Below are 17,939 nucleotides of genomic sequence, written 5' to 3'. Positions count from 1 at the left end.
CCTTTTTCCTGTATACGCTGCTACGCTTCTATCAACACAGCACCATCAGCTGACAATTGCTGGAAAAAAGCCTCTATTTTATGATTATCCTCATCTCTTGTCCCCCCTTCTAATGTCGCTTGGACCTGCAAAATCCGCTGTTCCAATACATCAAAAGAAAGATGCTCTACAGCCACAACGTGCTCTACCAATAAAGAGCAGCCCGAAAAGGTAATATTTGCAACGCCCCCGCATACAGCAAATAATTTTTCACCCAAAGAGGTGCGAACACGCACACTACCCAACACAATGCTTGCCACCAATGGCGCATGATGCGCCATAACTGTCAAAGAACCTGAGGCTGAAGGAAGAACAACAGACACTACCTGCTCTGAAAACACAATTTTTTCAGGCGATACAAGCTCAAATAAAAAATGCTCTTCTCTATTGTTTTCCACAAAAGTCTCCACAATACCCGATATAAGGACTCTCTGTTTTCTTCAACGACTTATCCTTTTTAACGAAAAACATCCATGACAGTTTTCTCTTGAACAAGAAGCTTCTCACTAAGACGCCTCCGCCATAAGACGCTTTCCTTTTTCAAGTGCTTCATCAATCGAACCAACCATATAAAAAGCAGCTTCTGGCAAATCATCATAATCGCCAGCACAAAGACCTTTAAAGCCTTTAATCGTCTCTTCTAAAGGAACGAGTTTCCCTGGCGAACCAGTAAAGGCTTCCGCAACATGGAAAGGTTGCGAAAGAAAACGTTCAATTTTACGCGCCCGTCCCACCAGCAATTTGTCATCTTCAGAAAGTTCATCCATTCCAAGAATAGCAATAATATCCTGAAGCGCTCTATAACGTTGTAAAATGGTTTGCACTTGACAAGCAACAGTGTAATGCTCTTCCCCTACAATCAATGGATCTAACATACGCGAGAAAGAGTCAAGCGGATCAACCGCCGGATAAATTCCCTTTTCCGCAATAGAGCGCGAAAGAACAGTTGTTGCATCCAAATGGGTAAAAGATGCCGCAGGTGCCGGATCAGTCAAGTCATCAGCCGGAACATAAATAGCCTGCACAGAGGTAATAGAGCCTGTTTTCGTACTGGTAATACGCTCTTGCAAAGCCCCCATATCTGTTGCCAAAGTTGGTTGATAGCCCACGGCAGAAGGGATACGTCCTAAAAGCGCTGACACTTCAGCACCAGCTTGCGTGAAACGGAAAATATTATCCACGAAGAAAAGAACGTCTTGTCCTTCATCACGGAAACTTTCTGCAATTGTCAATCCTGAAAGAGCGACACGCGCACGCGCTCCTGGTGGTTCATTCATTTGCCCGTAAACAAGGGCACACTTTGACCCTTCCGTTGAACCATTATTCTCTTTTGGATTCACATTCACGCGGCTTTCGATCATTTCATAATAAAGATCATTTCCTTCACGTGTACGTTCTCCCACACCAGCAAATACAGAATAGCCACCATGTGCCTTTGCAATATTGTTTATAAGCTCCATAATGAGAACGGTTTTTCCAACACCAGCACCACCAAACAAGCCAATTTTACCTCCTTTAGAATAAGGAGCTAACAAATCCACAACTTTAATACCGGTGACGAGAATTTCTGAAATGGTTGATTGCTCAACATATGCAGGTGCCTCTTGGTGAATCGAACGCGTTTTGGTTGCAGGAATTGGTCCCACATTATCCACCGGCTCTCCAATCACATTCATAATACGTCCCAATGTTGCTTCTCCTACAGGAACGCTAATTTGCATGCCTGTATCCACAACCTTTTGGCCACGCGCCAACCCATCGGTTGTATCCATAGCAATCGTACGCACAGTATTTTCACCCAAATGCTGCGCAACTTCTAATACCAAGCGATTGCCTAAATTGTCTGTTTCTAATGCATTAAGAATATTTGGCAATTCACCTTCAAATTGCACATCAACGACAGCACCAATAACCTGCTTGATCTCACCAACAGCGCCTTTTGCACGCTCTTCTTTTTTTGCGGATGCATCTTTTTTTACAGGTGTCTCTTTAGCTGCACTACGCGCAGGCGCAGAGGAAGCCTTTACATCCGCTGAAGCCTTTACATCCACTTGAGACTTCGAAGCGGCTTTTTTCACGCCGGAACGAGCAGCTGATTTCTTTTTTTCACCTTTTTCTATTCCTTTGCTTGAGGTTACTGCTTTTACCATCAATCCTTACCTTTTCCATTTAAAGCGCTTCAGCGCCCGCAATAATTTCGATCAGTTCTGTCGTAATCTGTGCCTGACGTTGACGATTATAAGCTACCGTCAATTTATTAATCATTTCACCCGCATTGCGCGATGCATTGTCCATAGCTGTCATCTTGGCACCCATCTCACCAGCAACATTTTCTAGCAAAGCCCGAAAGATTTGCACCGAAAGATTGCGTGGCACAAGCGCCTCTAAAAGAGAAGCCGCATCAGGTTCATACTCATAAACAATTGATTGTGAACCTTTGCTATGATCGGTTTGCTCCTCAACATCTATTGCCTCAATAGCTGCTTTTGGAGCAATCATCGGAATCAAGCCAAAAGCTGTTGGACGCTGATTAATCACAGAAATAAATTCAGAATAAAACAGCGTACAAACATCGAAAGCGCCTTCATTGAATAAATCAACAATCCGTTGACTAATCATCACCGCCTCTGCAAAACCAATGCGCTTTACAGCATGCAAATCGATATGATCAATTATCAAACCTTTGTAATCACGCGATAAAATATCCGCACCTTTTTTGCCCACAGTGATAATTTTCACTATTTTACCAGATGCCAACAATGCCTTAATCTGTTCACGTGCACGACGAGCGATTTGCACATTAAAAGCACCACACAAACCGCGCTCAGCAGTACATACCACCAAGAGATGCACATCATCTCGCCCCGTACCACGCATAAGAGCAGGCGCATCAACACCATCTACATCAGCAGCAACACTGGTCAAAATATCAGCCATCTTCTTCGCATAAGGACGCGCAGACTGCGCTGCCTCTTGAGCACGATGCAACCTTGCCGCTGCAACCATCTGCATAGCTTTGGTGATCTTTTGTGTTGCTTTAACCGAAGCGATACGGTCTCTAAGATCTTTTAGTGAGGCCATTCAAGCATTCCATCAATTCATCACGAGAAATTTTTTGCATAAGTATTAAGAACAGTTATCAACTTGTCTTTCAGCTCGTCTGTTATTTGCTTTTGCTCAGCAATTGCCTTTAAGAGATCTTGATAATCACTACGCAAAAGCACCAAAAGTCCCTGCTCAAACCGCGCAACATCAGAAACCGCCAAAGCATCAAGATAGCCATTCACACCCGCGAAAATAACCACCACTTGTTCTTCTGTTTTGAGTGGAGAAAATTGTGGCTGCTTCAACAACTCTGTCAAGCGCGCACCCCGATTCAACAGACGCTGGGTTGACGCATCCAAATCAGAGCCAAACTGCGCAAAAGCTGCCATTTCACGATATTGCGCCAATTCACCTTTAATCGAGCCAGCAACTTGCTTCATCGCCTTAATTTGTGCGGCAGAACCAACACGAGACACAGAAAGACCAACATTTACAGCAGGACGAATTCCTTGATAAAATAAATTAGTCTCTAGAAAAATTTGCCCATCAGTAATCGAAATCACATTTGTAGGAATATAGGCAGAAACATCATTTGCTTGCGTTTCAATAACCGGCAAAGCTGTCAGTGACCCAGATCCATTTTCCGCATTCAACTTCGCAGCCCGCTCTAAAAGACGCGAATGAAGATAGAAAACGTCTCCCGGATAAGCTTCACGACCTGGAGGACGACGCAACAAAAGAGACATCTGACGATACGCCACCGCCTGTTTTGACAAGTCATCATAACCGATCAAAGCATGTTGCCCATTATCACGGAAATACTCACCCATAGCACATCCAGCAAGAGGTGCAATAAATTGCAGTGGTGCTGGATCAGAAGCGGTCGCTGCAACAATAATAGAATATTCCAACGCTCCACGTTCTTCTAAAACTTTAACGAATTGTGCCACCGTCGAACGTTTTTGACCGATAGCCACATAAATACAATAAACTTTGTCTTGCTCTCGTCCAGCCCCTTTTTCATGAAAAGGTTTTTGGTTTAAAAATGTATCGAGCAAAATTGCTGTTTTTCCTGTTTGGCGATCACCAATCACCAATTCACGCTGCCCCCGTCCAATAGGAATAAGTGCGTCAATCGCTTTCAATCCGGTCGACATCGGTTCATGTACTGACTGACGCGGAATAATTCCAGGAGCCTTAACATCGACACGACGACGCTCCGTTGCTTTAATGGGCCCCTTACCATCTATAGGGTTTCCCAACGCATCAACCACACGCCCCAGCAAAGCGGGCCCCACAGGAACATCGACGATAGCGCCTAACCGCTTTACACAATCACCTTCACGAATATCGCGATCTGAGCCAAAAATGACCACACCAACATTATCAACTTCCAAATTGAGGGCCATACCACGCACACCGTTTGGAAAAGCAACCATTTCCCCTGCTTGGACATTATCCAAACCATAAACGCGAGCGATACCATCCCCTACAGAGAGAACCCAACCAATTTCTGAAACCTCAGCCTTTTGGTCAAAGTTTTTGATTTGCTCTTTTAGAATTTTTGAAATTTCAGATGGTCTAATATCCATCAGCTGACCTCTTTTTTCAATGAAAGCTTAAGCGAAGACAATTTTGTGAGAAGAGACGTATCAATTTGAGACGACCCCACACGAACGATTAATCCACCAAGAATTGTTGGATCCACAATGCTGTGTAGCAAAACTTTTCCTCCAACGACACCTTCCAAAGCCTCACACAACTCTTGTCTTTGTTGAGAACTTAAGGGGCGCGCAGAAATAATTTGCGCAGTCACCTGCCTACGAGCGCGCGCAACACAACGCTGAAAAGCATGTAAAATACCAAATACGGCACTAAGCCTACGGTTTGTTGCAATAACGCGTAAAAAATTACCAATAATCTGACCTGCGTTTTTATCAGCAAATTGGATGTTTGCACAAACAGATTGCATCACCTTAATTTGCTCTTTAACTGAAAAGAATGGACTAAGCACAAAGCGTTTTAAATCTTTATTTTGCTCCAAAACAAGCAAAAGATCTTCCACTGCCTTTTCAACCTTTTCAACGTTTCCAGCTTCTTGAACGCAATCAAAAAGCGCTTGCGCATAGCGTTGATCTACCAACGGCAGCGGTATGAGAGAAAATGAATCCGACACGAAATACCGCCTCTTTCCCTTGAGCGACTCTCTGATAGTTATCAGATGAAATGAAACAGACATTCTCAATCTTAAGAATCTTCTTCTTAAAACCTAGAACAAAAACCTCTTGGTTTCTAGCATAGACATAGCCGACTCGCAACACCACAAATCGCTGCTTTTTAAAAATTTTAATAAAATATTCAAAATATTTTTGAAAAGAATTTTTTTTAGATATACAGGATGGCATCACAGTTTTTTTATGCCTCTTTTTGACATTCTCTGAGCGATTTTTTCACTCTCTTTGATTTTGCTTCAAATGCTCTTGCCACTATAACAAAACACTTCTTCTCTAAAAATCACTCCCTTTATCACCTCAAGACCTTCAACAAGATGCGACTGCGACTAAAAAAGTCTATTCTTTTAAACTGATAAGAAAGAAAAAATAATGAATATCCTCCTAAAAACTAAAGAAAAAATTGATCTTTTTTCTTCAAATACCCACACCTTTTAAAAAAATTCACCAAGTATATTTTCTTGTAAACACACTCTTTAAGCATACAATGCATTGATTTATAATGATAATGTATCATTTTTCATACCAGATGAGCCCCAAACATCGAAAGATTCTCTTATTTCAAATCTTTCTATCAAAATCACTCCCTTGCTCCATCACAAACAAAAGAGGAAATGATTAAAGAAAAAACACACCTCTTATAAACGCTCTCAAGTACCAAGAGCTTTCGTAATCCTAAAAGCTAAATAATAAATGGCGCCATTTTATACCTTTATGAAATAAAGATAGGGAGCCTTAATGCGTTTTTTTCATTCATGAAAGCTTTTACATTCTACACTCGAAAAACATCGTAAAATGAATCCGAGCATGCTGAGAAACATTTGCTTAAACAAGCATATGAATACAGTAATACAATAGATGTTCTGTAATATTCCGTTTTGGGCGTTCTGCTTTACATGAAGCTTTACATGAAGAATGTGCCCCCATTAGAGAACGAAAGTAACAAAAGCGTGAAGCAATGGATAATCTCCATTTCACGACAGCGTCCATAAATGCTATAATGATAACTCCATTGAGCAGCCTCATCTTTACACTTATGAAAGAACAAGCCGGCACCATCACATACTTTGCCATCTCCCAATTTTACGACAGCCCTTAACACTTGAAATGATGAGGTATTTCAGTCCTTTCTTATATAGTTTCACCCGACACAAGCTCCCCCATCTGTAACATGCAAACGAATGGTTTTGATTGATCAATATAAACAGATTTGAAATAAGAGAATCCTACAATAGTTGAAATTCTAAAGCGAATAACGGCATATTATCACTATAAATCAATATGTTATTATTTATAAAATTATAATTATGGGCGCTTTTGAAAATTCTAGAGCCATAAATAAGGACGACAACGATAAATGCTCATTTTAACCTTTACGCTCCCAAATGAGTCTATGTTCTCGTCAAAGATAAATAAAATAGATATATGCAATACTCTCGCCCTAATCTAGCATACAAAAGCAGATACGACTCGTATAGCACTAATACATCTTATGAATGCTGCTTCATAAGTTTTTAAGGTCAAACAACATCAAAAACACGACCTTCATTAAGCCTACATAGCTTCACTTTATATGGCACTATATTGCACTGATTTTAGAAAAAGCATAGATCAATATCAATTTGAACCCGTATAAATTTGGATATTTTTGGTGTATTTACAAGCATTTTCAGCCCCTATAATCAGCCATTATAAAAAAATCCGCCTATCAAAAGGATACTGTCCCTAAAACAAAAAAGGAGTAAAAGCCAAAATGATAGCGCCCTCAAATAAGAGAGACGCTTCTGCTGGTTCCATAACAAAGATATTTTTTCCCGTGGCTCTGCTTAATGCAATGCACATGTATCATATTCTGCTGCTTGGATGCTTATTCTGAATAGATAGTATTAAAGTAAAGCACCTTAAGCTAAAGGGACCTTCACTTTATGCGAGACTGGTTTTAGAAAAAACTTTGCGGATCAATATCAATTTGAACCCGAACGGAACTGGGCATTTTGGGTATACCGCTAAGCATTGCACGTATAAACCCTTGTATATCAAAAGAGCGCTGTCCTTGCAGCAAAAGCCGAAAGCGATAACGCCCCCGAACCAGAGCTAAAGGCGCTTCTGCTGGTCCCATAACCGAGATATTTTTCTCCCGTGGCGCTGCTTGGCGCAATGCGCGCGCATAATGTTCTGCTGCTTGGCGCTGTTGTGCAGATACAATCAAAGAGGCAAGCCGCCCATAGGGAGGCAAATGATAATGCTGACGCGCTGCAATCTCACGTGTGTAAAAATCTTCTGGCTGGCATGAAAGTAAGGCTTTGATGACCGGATGATCTGGTTGATAAGTTTGCAATAATCCTAAACTTTCTAATCCCACACGCCCTGCTCTTCCGGTAACTTGAGAAAGCAGCTGGTAGGTACGTTCACTTGCGCGTAAATCGCCATTGGCAAGACCAAGATCAGCATCAATAACGCCAACCAAAGAGAGCTTGGGAAAATGATGTCCTTTAGCGACCAACTGTGTTCCAATAATAATGTCCACATCGCCATTTGCAATGGCTTGTAATTCGCTTCGCAATTGCCCAATCCCTCCTTTGAGATCTGTTGAAAGAATCAATGATCGCGCTTGAGGAAAAAGCATTTGTGTTTCTTCTGCAATTCTTTCCACACCCGGTCCACAAGCCACGAGATGATCTAATGTCCCGCATTCAGGACAGGCTTGAGGAAGTGGTTCATGATATCCACAATGATGACATTTCAATTGCCCTTGCGCACGATGTTCGACCAACCAACTTGAACAATCAGTACAATGAAAACGATGTCCGCAAATTCGGCATAAAGTTAAAGGTGCATAACCACGACGATTAAGAAAAAGAAGAGCTTGTTCGCCCTTATCAAGCGTTTGTTTTAAAGCCCTTTCAAGAGCAAAGGAAATAAAGCGCCCCTTTTGCACCCCTCCTTGGCGCATATCAACCACCCGCAACTGTGGAAGTGCTACTTCTTTAAAACGGGAAGGTAAATGCACCTTTTGATAACGCCCTTTTAAAACATTGGCTTGGCTTTCAATCGACGGTGTAGCTGAAGATAAAATAACAGGAAAATGCTCAAAAGAACCCCGTGCAACAGCCATATCACGCGCATGGTAAAAAATGCGCTCTTCTTGTTTATAAGCGCTATCATGTTCTTCATCGACAACAATCAAGCCAAGCTCATGAAAGGGAAGAAAAAGCGCTGAACGAGCCCCCGCAACGACACGCACCCGCCCTTCTGCAACTTGCCGCCAGACACGTTCTCTACGACGTGGCGTCAAATCAGAATGCCATTCCGCTGCCGCAGCTCCAAAGCGTGCATAAAAACGATCTAAAAACTGCTGTGTTAAAGCAATTTCCGGCAATAAAATTAAAACCTGCTTGCCCCCTTTGAAGGCTTGAGCAACCGCTTCAAAATAAACCTCTGTCTTTCCTGATCCCGTAACACCATCAAGCAAAAAAACTTGAAACTGAGAAGATAAAACACCTTCTCGCAACATTGTTGCTGCTTCATTTTGCGCTCCCTGCAACTGAGGGGGACAAAAGTCAGGATCAGGCATTGCCACAAGATCAGGAGCAGGAACTATAACATCTTCAAAAACCCCTAACGCTTTTAAACCTTCAACAACAGAAACCGAAGTTCCAGCCGCATGCGCAAGACCAGAACGTGTCCATATCTTCTCATTACGCACCAATTCCAAAACCCGTAATCGCGCTGGTGTGAGACGTTCTACATTTCCACCACAATATCGCAAACCCAACATCTGTGCTTCCGGCTCTAAAGCAGCCGGTACAGACAAAACCAATCGCGCCACAAGACCGAAAGGCGCCATTGTATAGCGACTGACAAAACGCAAAAATGTGATCATTTCTGCCTTTAATGGGGGACAATCAAAAACATGAAGCAGAGAGCGTAATTTTTCACACGCCACCAAACCAGACCTTTGCCCATCTGCTGTCTTCTCTCCGACATCCACAACAAAACCGCAAAGCTCACGCCCCATCACCGGAACCCGAACAAAGGAACCAACGTTCACCTCCATAGAAGATGGAACTTTATAACTATAAGCGTGAGCAACAGGAAGAGGAACCAATACGGATACAATCTCTTCCTCTATCACATTTGAATGCATCTTTTAAACCAATCTACGACCTCTTGAGCACCAACAGGTCTACACCTTATCTTTAAACACTCTTATAAAATTCATTGCGGGATTCAATCTCTCCCCCTATCACAACACTTTTCTCACAAAAATTCTTTTTAACACTCATTTCATCACCAAAGTGCCAATAAAAGAACCAATCTCATCGTCTATAATAAAAAACTCTATAGCAAAAAAAACCAGCGCCATTCTTCTGTGCAAATAAAGCTCATCACTATAAGCATTCAACATGATATTGTAAGTGCGCTCTTCAACAAAGCTATCCCATAGTGTAACTTCTTCCCAACACACACGTTTATTTTTTACCGTCTCATATCTCAATTTATCTTCAACAAACTGATTTATAAAGATATAATCATCATTTTACCTATTGTAATAAAAACCCTCAATACGATGAATTTTTCTCATTTCAAACCCATCGAGGAACATTTGTAAATCCTTATTGATGAGAGAGTCTCCCATGATTTTAATTACAGGGAGAATAATATTGCAAATGGAACCGTTACAATATTCACCTTGGCTTTGTGCCAAAACGTGGAAACACGTGCGTACATCTTTCAGCTTGATTGAGAATCAAGCAACAATACAAGTAGCACAAAAGCGTATTGTTGAAGAATGGGTAACACAGAATAAATCAATGTAATTGACCATAAAAAACCCTTCATGTGTAAAATTTTACATGCCTTCTTCAATGGTGTTTTACGATAAAATAAATCCATTCGCTTCTATTAAAAATGAGGTTAAACCTACCCCCTGAAAAAGGGAGGTATCTTATGATGCACTCTCAAATATCAAGAGCAATCGCAAATAGGAAATGAGCAAAGTGTGTGATAATGCTAGCTTATTTTCATAAGTATAAAAATACCGCTACGCAAAGATGCCAATACGCAAAAATGTTGGTACGCAATGAACTCTATGCCTTATCACGAGCAACGATATAAAATAGGTATAGAAACAATAAGTAATATTTCTTTACTGAAAACGAGTACATGGTTAACATCATAGCATTCTTGTTCTTTACACAGAGATTAATTCTTTCTCTTGCTTTTGCAGTCAACAATAGCACATAACAAAAAATAGGATAAAAGCTAAAAAGAAGAGGTTAGATATGAAATTTTTTGTGGATAGCGCCAATATCGAAGAAATCCAAGAGTTACAGAATTTAAGCCTTGTTGATGGTGTCACCACCAATCCCTCTCTTATCCTAAAATCAGGACGCAATATTCTTGATGTTACAAAAGAAATTTGTGCTCTCATTAGCGGGCCTGTTTCTGCTGAAGTTGCAGCAACGGAATTTGAAAACATCATGAAAGAAGCGGCTGTTTTAGCAAAGATTGCCGACAATATTTGTATCAAGCTTCCTTTAACACTCGATGGATTAAAAGCCTGTAAAGCCCTCACAAAAGAAGGACTAAAAACAAATCTCACACTTTGCTTTTCTGCCAATCAAGCCTTACTTGCAGCCAAAGCAGGCGCGACATTTGTTTCGCCTTTTATTGGTAGACTTGATGATTGCGGAAATGATGGAAGTGAACTGCTTCATGAAATTCGCACAATTTATGATAACTATAACTTTGAAACACAAATCCTAGCCGCTTCAATCCGCACCGTTAATCATGTCAAAGAAGCAGCACTCAGTGGTGCTGACGTTGCAACAGTTCCACCAGCAATCTTAAAAGCACTGGTCAAACACCCTCTCACTGATAAAGGGTTGCAAATATTTCTCAACGACTGGAAAAAAACAGGACAAAATATTGCTTAATATCTAGAATTTTTATTGGAAAGATCTTTTGAAAGTAACAAAAAAATCTGTTCAGCCAACTCTTCAGCAACACGTTTTTTTGCATCTTCTTCTGCTTGCATCGTTGCATATTCTTGACGAAGTCGGTCAAAAGATGCATTCATCATTGCTGTTCCTTTTGCAACAAGAGTATTTTTCATATCCTGCAAAGTGTAAGAAGCTCTGCTCATAACAGTTCCAACAGAAGGTCGTCCTTTTCGTTTTTTCTCGAAATCAACCTCTATCTGCATAGATTCTCTTGTAGATACGGATATCTGCAATGCCAATCGATAAGCAGGTAGAGAAGGTTTACCACCATTTCCATACAAAAGAAACAGCAGATGATTGCGCACCATTTGACCAAAACGATCCGAAGGCTCTTCCACAACAATAGAGGCAAGCTTTTGCGCAAGCCCCAAAGAAGCTTGCCCAGAAACAGGATTCCTATAGGAAGCAGAATTCATTGTCATTGCACTCTGCAACTCTTGACGATAAAGCGGTTCAACTTTGCATCCACACAACAGTGTGAATACACCAGCTAAAACGACAAGAATCAAACTTTTAAAAAACGACATTTACAATCCTTTGTGGAACAATAATGATTTTTTTCACAGGCTTTTCAACCAGCTGTGCCTTTACAAAATCTAAAGCCAAAACCGCTTCTTTAATCATCGTTTCATTTGCTGTTGCTGCAACGCTCACCTCACCGCGTTTTTTACCATTAATTTGTACTGGCAAAGTATAGCATTCCGCAACGGTTAACGCACTGTCATAAACAGGCCAAGCAAGCGCAGACATTAAAGTTTCCCCCCCTAAAGCAGCATGACATTCTTCTGCTAAATGAGGCATCATCGGTGCAATCATGGCAAGAAAAAAATCCATGGCTTGACGTAAAGAAGCTTTCATTTCATCGTCAACACTTGCTATTTTGTTGAGCAACGGTGCCATAATATTCAAGAATTCATAAAGGCGTGCAATAGCCCGATTAAAAGCAAATTTTTCCAAATCATCTTCTACAGCGCAAAGCGTACGATGTGCAGCCTTTGAGAGTTCCAAAGCCGCCCCCTGATGCCCTGCACAAGGCGCCACATCCTTTAAAACAGAAGCGCTCAAAGCCACACAACGCCAGACACGCTGTACAAAGCGATGAGCTCCTTCAACACCAGATTCTGTCCAGATGACATCCCGATCAGGGGGAGAATCTGACAACACAAACCAACGCACAGTATCAGCGCCATAGGATGCGATAATATCATCAGGATCAACGACATTCTTTTTGGATTTCGACATTTTTTCAATCGAACCAATCATCACTTCACTTTGATCAGTCAATTTATAAGCCTGTCGTTTTCCATCCTTTTCAACAATGGAAATTTCTGCTGGAGAAACCCACCCTTGATCATCCCGATAGGTTTCATGAACCACCATACCTTGGGTAAAAAGCCCCTTAAAAGGCTCATCAACAGTCACATGACCGATCAATTTCATGGCACGCATAAAAAAGCGTGCATAAAGAAGATGCAAAATGGCATGCTCAATTCCACCAATATATTGTTGCACAGGCAACCATTCAGAGATTGCTTGTTTGTCGACAGGTTCCTGCGCAAAAGGGGCCGTAAAGCGTGCATAATACCAAGAAGAGTCAACAAATGTATCCATGGTATCGGTTTCACGTTTGGCAGGTTGACCACAGGAAGGACAAGTAACATTCTGCCAGGTTCCATGCCGTGCAAGAGGATTTCCAGGTTGATCAAAAGTAACATCATCAGGCAACACAACCGGTAAATCGGTGCGCGGCACAGGAATCACTCCACAAGATGTACAATGGATCATCGGAATGGGGCACCCCCAATAACGCTGCCGCGAAATCCCCCAATCACGCAAACGAAATTGCACTGTTTTTTTCCCTTGCGGTTGCCCATTGAGCATTTGTTTCTCAAGCCTTTTGGCTGCTTCTTCAAAAGCTTGTTTAGGTGTCAAACCATCCAAAAAGCTGGAATTGATCATCACACCATCACCCGTATAAGCTGTTTCAGCAATGACAAGATCTTCTTCTTGCTCTCCTTTTGGCAAAACCACTGGTTTTATTGGAAGATCATATTTACGCGCAAAATCGAAATCTCTCTGATCATGAGCCGGACAACCAAAAACAACCCCTGTTCCATAATCCATAAGCACAAAATTCGCGATATAAACAGGAATATGTACTGTTGAATCAAAAGGATGAACTGCCAAAAGGGGCGTAAGAAATCCTTGTTTTTCAGCTGTTTCAAGTGCTGCCGTTGTCGTTCCACCACACCGACAGTTTTCGATAAAAGCACTCAACGCTTTATCTTTCTTTGCCAAAGCTTGTGCAATGGGATGGTCAACAGACAGAGCTAAAAAAGAGGCGCCAAAAAGTGTATCAGGACGTGTTGAATAACAAACAACCTCATTAAACATCTCACAAACATCATCAACACCACTTGCATCATCAACACCACTTGTTGCCTTTAAAGCCCAACGAATCAGTAAACCTTGCGATTTTCCAATCCAATTTTTTTGCATAGTGCGAACTTTTTCAGGCCACTGCTCCAGCTCTTCAAGCCCAGCCAAGAGCTCTTCACTAAAGTCGCTAATTTTGAAAAACCACTGTGTCAATTCACGCTGTTCCACCAACGCACCAGAACGCCATCCCCGCCCATCAACAACCTGCTCATTTGCCAAAACGGTGTGGTCAACAGGATCCCAATTCACCTTAGCCACTTTACGCGCAACCAACCCCTTTTGATAGAAATCAAGGAACAACATTTGTTGACGATGGTAATATTCCACATCACAAGTCGCAAATTCACGCGTCCAATCTAGTGAGAGCCCTAATTGCTTTAATTGCCCGCGCATCACAGCAATATTCTGATAGGTCCAAGTTTTAGGATGCACTTTACTTTGCAGAGCAGCATTTTCAGCCGGCATACCAAAAGCATCCCAGCCCATAGGATGAAGCACATTAAAACCCTTTGCCCTTTTATAGCGTGCCACCACATCCCCCATGGCATAATTGCGCACATGCCCCATGTGAATGCGGCCTGACGGATAAGGAAACATTTCTAAAACATAATATTTTTCACGAGCATCTTCTTGAACAGTCTGAAAAATTTTCTTTTCATCCCAAATTTCTTGCCATTTTTTTTCTCTCGCACGTGGATTATAGCGTTCGCCTATATTATAATGTTCAATCGTCATTCCCATTATACTCTTTTAATAAAACAGAACCAAAAACTTGTTTTATTATGCTTGACCATGGATTAACCTCATCGTCAACATTTTCGTGAAATATTTCCCTAAGTATTTTATAAAACTTTTAAAAAAACGACCAACTCTTGAACAAAAAAGGTAAAACACAAAAATATGAATACACAAACGCCCCTCGATGCCCCTTCCATTGAAGCATGGCAAAACCTTCAAAAAGACATTGCTGAAACATGCCAAGAGTTACAACGCCCTGTAGAAGAAATTGAACTTATCGCTGTTTCAAAAACTGTTCCTGCCACTGATATACGTCCCCTTTTACAAGCAGGCCAATCTTTGTTTGCAGAAAACCGCGTACAAGAAGCAGCACAAAAATGGCCTGCTTTACGTCAACAATTTGAAAATATTAAACTTCATCTCATCGGTCCCTTACAATCAAATAAAGCCGCCGAAGCTATCAAAATTTTTGATGTCATTCAAACGGTTGATCGTGAAAAAATAGCCAAAATTTTATCCGAAGAAATGCAAAAACAAAAAAGGCATCTTCCTTGCTATGTTCAGGTTAACATTGGCTTAGAACCGCAAAAAAGTGGTGTTGCACCGCAAGAAGTAATCCCTTTTGTCAACCAATGCAAAAACAACTATGGACTTGATATCATCGGTCTTATGGGCATCCCCCCTGTCGATGAAAACCCCGGACCCTATTTCGCGCTCTTAGCAAAATTAGCAAAACAAGCAGGTCTTCCAAAGCTTTCCATGGGTATGTCCAGTGACTTCAAAACCGCTCTACAGTTTGGCTCTAACGTCCTTCGCATTGGCTCTGCTTTATTTGGAAAACGCCCTGTGTAAAGCAATTTCCCCTCATATAAACTCATTCCCCCTTCATATAAACTCCCATTGAAAATTCTACGAACAAGCCAAAAACAGCAGAAATGAGAAAAAATATTTCCTTCAATATTAATAAAAAAGCAATTCTAGCAAAAAAGATTCCAGTCCCTCTTTCATCCTGTTAGCAAAATAAGCAAAAAAGCTGGTCTTCTCAAATTTCTCACCGGCACATCCACAACACATACAATAGCTTCAAGATAGCATTGCAATTTGGCTCTCATATTCTCGCACATTGGCTCTACTTCACCTCCCCTCTGACCGCCTCTCCAGCAAAAGCAACGTAAAAAATAAATCCTTATATAAAGGCAAAATGATAAGAGGGGCGTTGCGCATGAATGAAAAAACTGTCGCAAAATCACCAATTGCAAAAGAATATTCAATACGATTATCGCAATGATTTCCATTAAAAACCACGAATTCTCTTAACTTCTCCAACACGCGTAAACAATTTCCCCACATGCCAATGGCGTAAAGCAGGCAAAAAGAGGCTTATGGCTGCATAATACAGTAACAAAACTCTTTCATGTAAGTCACTTGAGCAAAATAAACATCTCAAATGCTCAATAGAGCACCAAGAGCCGCGCTAAACAACATGAATAGCAATCCTATAAGATCACAACGATAGCATAGAGACTTTCTATGCTCTACAAAGCGTAAATACAGTCAATATCCGCCTGAAAAATAAAAGAACGAATCCCGTGCATATGCGCATAATACATGCATGCAAAACAATGGCAATGAAACCGATCCCAATAACGATATTTCTTTATCATTATTCCTTTGTGGATTTCTTAAACAAAGAGAAAAACTTCAACTTTTAATATACGCAATTTTTCTAAATTTAAACTTTAATTAAGAAAAAATATGGTGTCATTTCTTATATTTTAAAAACTTATAATTAATATTATTATCTTTTTAAGAAAAAAATTCATATATACATAATTTATATATTATTTATACAGTATTTTTATTGTTATTTTTAAAGTTTATCTTTGACATTTCTCTAAAAATACGTGATAGCCATTTGAAATGTATCATTGTGATGCTACTTTTACTGTAGATAATTAAGAAGAATTAATATGTTTGGTTCATTCAACACATTCGGTCATATGGCGACAAAGCATTCTTTTGGTCATTCGCACAATTCAAGACCTACTCATGGAAATGCATTTAGTCCTGGTGCTTTTATGTCTCACATGAATGCACGTGGCAGCGAAGTAGGAGTTCCGGCAGGAGTAGTTGGTGCAATTCAAGGTGGTATAACTGGGGGACCAGTGGGTGCATTTACAGGTGGAATGGGAGCTTTGTCATTGGGATACATAGGAGGTGCTGCTTGGGGCTTTATAGAAAAAGGTCGTGAGTGTTGGTTCTAATTTATAGAGAATAGCTACAAAGATATCTCTGAAGATAAATAATTCTGTAAATATATTCGAAAGAATATACCAAAATTAAATATCTACATCTGTGGATAAAATAGTTTTCGGAGATATCTATTGTGAATCACATCACATAATCAGGATTTTGTTATAATGAATATTCTTTATGAAATCATAAGACTGTTTTGCATTCTCATTGTATTCATCCCTATATATGCTATTGGTTTTAAAAAAATTGGTGGTTACAGTTGGAAAGTATCTATAAAAACAACATTATATACAGTAATTCTGTTCATTATTTCTGATAGTTTATGTAGATATTTTGGTTTATATTAATCTTTATCGGATGAGTTCCAAGTACACTGAATAAAGTAGCGATGGTGCTATTAATGAGAAATTATGATTTATAATGACAGATTTTACTCATAAAATTATTGAATCGCTTATAGCAACATTTTTTTGGTTTAATATATCTTTTTTATTATAATTTTATTTCTTATAGTTGGAAAGATTCTCTAAAAAATCATTATTAATAAGCTGTATATTCTTTCTTATTAGTCTTTTATTTAACTATATTGGTTTATATCAAATTATAAGTAATATTTTATAATGTATATTTTTAAATATTAATATTATATAGATACATATTTACAAATATGTATATTTAAGATAGCATTCAACGCTGTATGTTACAATCGCAACTTTTATGAAGGTACTTATAATGGATCTTATGGATCTTATGACTATTAGTGATACTCTTCTTCTTATTTATTTTTTTGGTTTCATTTCTGTTTGGTGTATTTTGTAAATATAACGTTGATAATTTAAAAGATATAATATTAAAAGCATTACACTAAAATTATTATTTATACATAATAATTTTTTATATTGTATTTTATACAAATACAATATATGATTGCGAAATTATTCGCCGTATTAATTATATCTATTACTATATTTATTTTTTTAGAAAAAATTTTGTTACATTTAGAAAATATCATAACGGCATTATAGTCAGTTATTATGTTCTTTATTTCTAATAACTTATTTATATATTTGTGTTTATATTAATTAAAAAACAGTCAAATCGATAAATTACCCAGCATGTTTATAACACTGCTTTAAAGGATGATATTTTTAAGGGCGTGCACAATCGGATAGTTAACTTGATTTTT

Annotated in this window: 13 protein-coding genes; 4 read left to right on the top strand and 9 right to left on the bottom strand. The window is 39.6% G+C overall.

Annotation, left to right across the window (positions count from 1 at the left end; genetic code table 11):
* Positions 1-20: 20 nt before the first annotated feature.
* The 7 genes from atpC to ACFIJ7_RS01390 all read right to left on the bottom strand — a co-directional run bounded on the left by atpC (position 21) and on the right by ACFIJ7_RS01390 (position 9,813).
* Positions 21-437, bottom strand: a complete 417-nt coding sequence (gene atpC, locus ACFIJ7_RS01420; RefSeq protein ID WP_015856985.1) for an ATP synthase F1 subunit epsilon — start codon at positions 435-437, stop codon at positions 21-23.
* A 108-nt stretch (positions 438-545) separates the two neighbouring features.
* Positions 546-2,189, bottom strand: a complete 1,644-nt coding sequence (atpD, locus tag ACFIJ7_RS01415; protein WP_375644439.1) for a F0F1 ATP synthase subunit beta — start codon at positions 2,187-2,189, stop codon at positions 546-548.
* 19 nt (positions 2,190-2,208) lie between these two features.
* Positions 2,209-3,120, bottom strand: coding sequence for a F0F1 ATP synthase subunit gamma (locus ACFIJ7_RS01410; RefSeq protein WP_375635497.1), 912 nt, complete (start codon positions 3,118-3,120; stop codon positions 2,209-2,211).
* 20 nt (positions 3,121-3,140) lie between these two features.
* The gene (atpA, locus tag ACFIJ7_RS01405) at positions 3,141-4,676 is read right to left on the bottom strand and encodes a F0F1 ATP synthase subunit alpha (RefSeq protein ID WP_026500438.1); all 1,536 of its coding nucleotides are present in this window, start codon (positions 4,674-4,676) and stop codon (positions 3,141-3,143) included.
* Positions 4,676-5,260, bottom strand: a complete 585-nt coding sequence (atpH, locus tag ACFIJ7_RS01400) for an ATP synthase F1 subunit delta (protein ID WP_375635496.1) — start codon at positions 5,258-5,260, stop codon at positions 4,676-4,678. The genes atpA and atpH overlap by 1 nt, the downstream gene beginning before the upstream one ends.
* 1,994 nt (positions 5,261-7,254) lie before the next feature.
* Positions 7,255-9,462, bottom strand: a complete 2,208-nt coding sequence (locus ACFIJ7_RS01395) for a primosomal protein N' (RefSeq protein WP_375635495.1) — start codon at positions 9,460-9,462, stop codon at positions 7,255-7,257.
* A 135-nt stretch (positions 9,463-9,597) separates the two neighbouring features.
* Complete coding sequence (locus ACFIJ7_RS01390; protein ID WP_375644438.1) at positions 9,598-9,813, bottom strand: hypothetical protein; 216 nt, start codon at positions 9,811-9,813, stop codon at positions 9,598-9,600.
* Between the two features lie 172 nt (positions 9,814-9,985).
* Between ACFIJ7_RS01390 and ACFIJ7_RS01385 the strand changes: the two genes are divergently transcribed.
* Positions 9,986-10,135, top strand: a complete 150-nt coding sequence (locus ACFIJ7_RS01385) for a hypothetical protein (RefSeq protein ID WP_375644437.1) — start codon at positions 9,986-9,988, stop codon at positions 10,133-10,135.
* A gap of 465 nt (positions 10,136-10,600) precedes the next feature.
* Positions 10,601-11,254 carry a fructose-6-phosphate aldolase gene (gene fsa / locus ACFIJ7_RS01380; protein WP_375620026.1) on the top strand — a complete coding sequence of 218 codons (654 nt, stop codon included), beginning with the start codon at positions 10,601-10,603 and terminating at the stop codon, positions 11,252-11,254.
* Here the strand turns inward: fsa and lptE are convergent.
* Positions 11,251-11,847 carry an LPS assembly lipoprotein LptE gene (gene lptE, locus ACFIJ7_RS01375; RefSeq protein WP_375635492.1) on the bottom strand — a complete coding sequence of 199 codons (597 nt, stop codon included), beginning with the start codon at positions 11,845-11,847 and terminating at the stop codon, positions 11,251-11,253. The two genes, fsa and lptE, sit on opposite strands and share 4 nt — an antisense overlap.
* Complete coding sequence (gene leuS / locus ACFIJ7_RS01370) at positions 11,834-14,494, bottom strand: leucine--tRNA ligase (RefSeq protein ID WP_375644536.1); 2,661 nt, start codon at positions 14,492-14,494, stop codon at positions 11,834-11,836. The genes lptE and leuS overlap by 14 nt, the downstream gene beginning before the upstream one ends.
* Before the next feature lie 165 nt (positions 14,495-14,659).
* Between leuS and ACFIJ7_RS01365 the strand changes: the two genes are divergently transcribed.
* Both ACFIJ7_RS01365 and ACFIJ7_RS01360 read left to right on the top strand, forming a co-directional pair.
* Positions 14,660-15,349, top strand: a complete 690-nt coding sequence (locus tag ACFIJ7_RS01365; protein ID WP_375644436.1) for a YggS family pyridoxal phosphate-dependent enzyme — start codon at positions 14,660-14,662, stop codon at positions 15,347-15,349.
* A 1,118-nt stretch (positions 15,350-16,467) separates the two neighbouring features.
* Positions 16,468-16,761, top strand: coding sequence for a hypothetical protein (locus tag ACFIJ7_RS01360; RefSeq protein ID WP_375635490.1), 294 nt, complete (start codon positions 16,468-16,470; stop codon positions 16,759-16,761).
* The last annotated feature ends 1,178 nt before the right edge of the window (positions 16,762-17,939 follow it).

Source organism: Bartonella sp. MR100HLJHH, from assembly GCF_042194215.1.
Taxonomy (GTDB): domain Bacteria; phylum Pseudomonadota; class Alphaproteobacteria; order Rhizobiales; family Rhizobiaceae; genus Bartonella; species Bartonella grahamii.
This window is presented reverse-complemented; position numbering and strand designations above follow the sequence as displayed.

Excerpts from the sequence above, each read along its gene's own strand:
- ACFIJ7_RS01360 (WP_375635490.1), top strand. The coding sequence starts at position 16,468 with ATGTTTGGTTCATTCAACACATTCGGTCATATGGCGACAAAGCATTCT.
- ACFIJ7_RS01385 (WP_375644437.1), top strand. The coding sequence starts at position 9,986 with ATGGAACCGTTACAATATTCACCTTGGCTTTGTGCCAAAACGTGGAAA.
- ACFIJ7_RS01410 (WP_375635497.1), bottom strand. The coding sequence starts at position 3,120 with ATGGCCTCACTAAAAGATCTTAGAGACCGTATCGCTTCGGTTAAAGCA.
- lptE (WP_375635492.1), bottom strand. The coding sequence starts at position 11,847 with ATGTCGTTTTTTAAAAGTTTGATTCTTGTCGTTTTAGCTGGTGTATTC.
- ACFIJ7_RS01365 (WP_375644436.1), top strand. The coding sequence starts at position 14,660 with ATGAATACACAAACGCCCCTCGATGCCCCTTCCATTGAAGCATGGCAA.
- fsa (WP_375620026.1), top strand. The coding sequence starts at position 10,601 with ATGAAATTTTTTGTGGATAGCGCCAATATCGAAGAAATCCAAGAGTTA.
- ACFIJ7_RS01395 (WP_375635495.1), bottom strand. The coding sequence starts at position 9,462 with ATGCATTCAAATGTGATAGAGGAAGAGATTGTATCCGTATTGGTTCCT.
- atpA (WP_026500438.1), bottom strand. The coding sequence starts at position 4,676 with ATGGATATTAGACCATCTGAAATTTCAAAAATTCTAAAAGAGCAAATC.
- atpD (WP_375644439.1), bottom strand. The coding sequence starts at position 2,189 with ATGGTAAAAGCAGTAACCTCAAGCAAAGGAATAGAAAAAGGTGAAAAA.
- leuS (WP_375644536.1), bottom strand. The coding sequence starts at position 14,494 with ATGACGATTGAACATTATAATATAGGCGAACGCTATAATCCACGTGCG.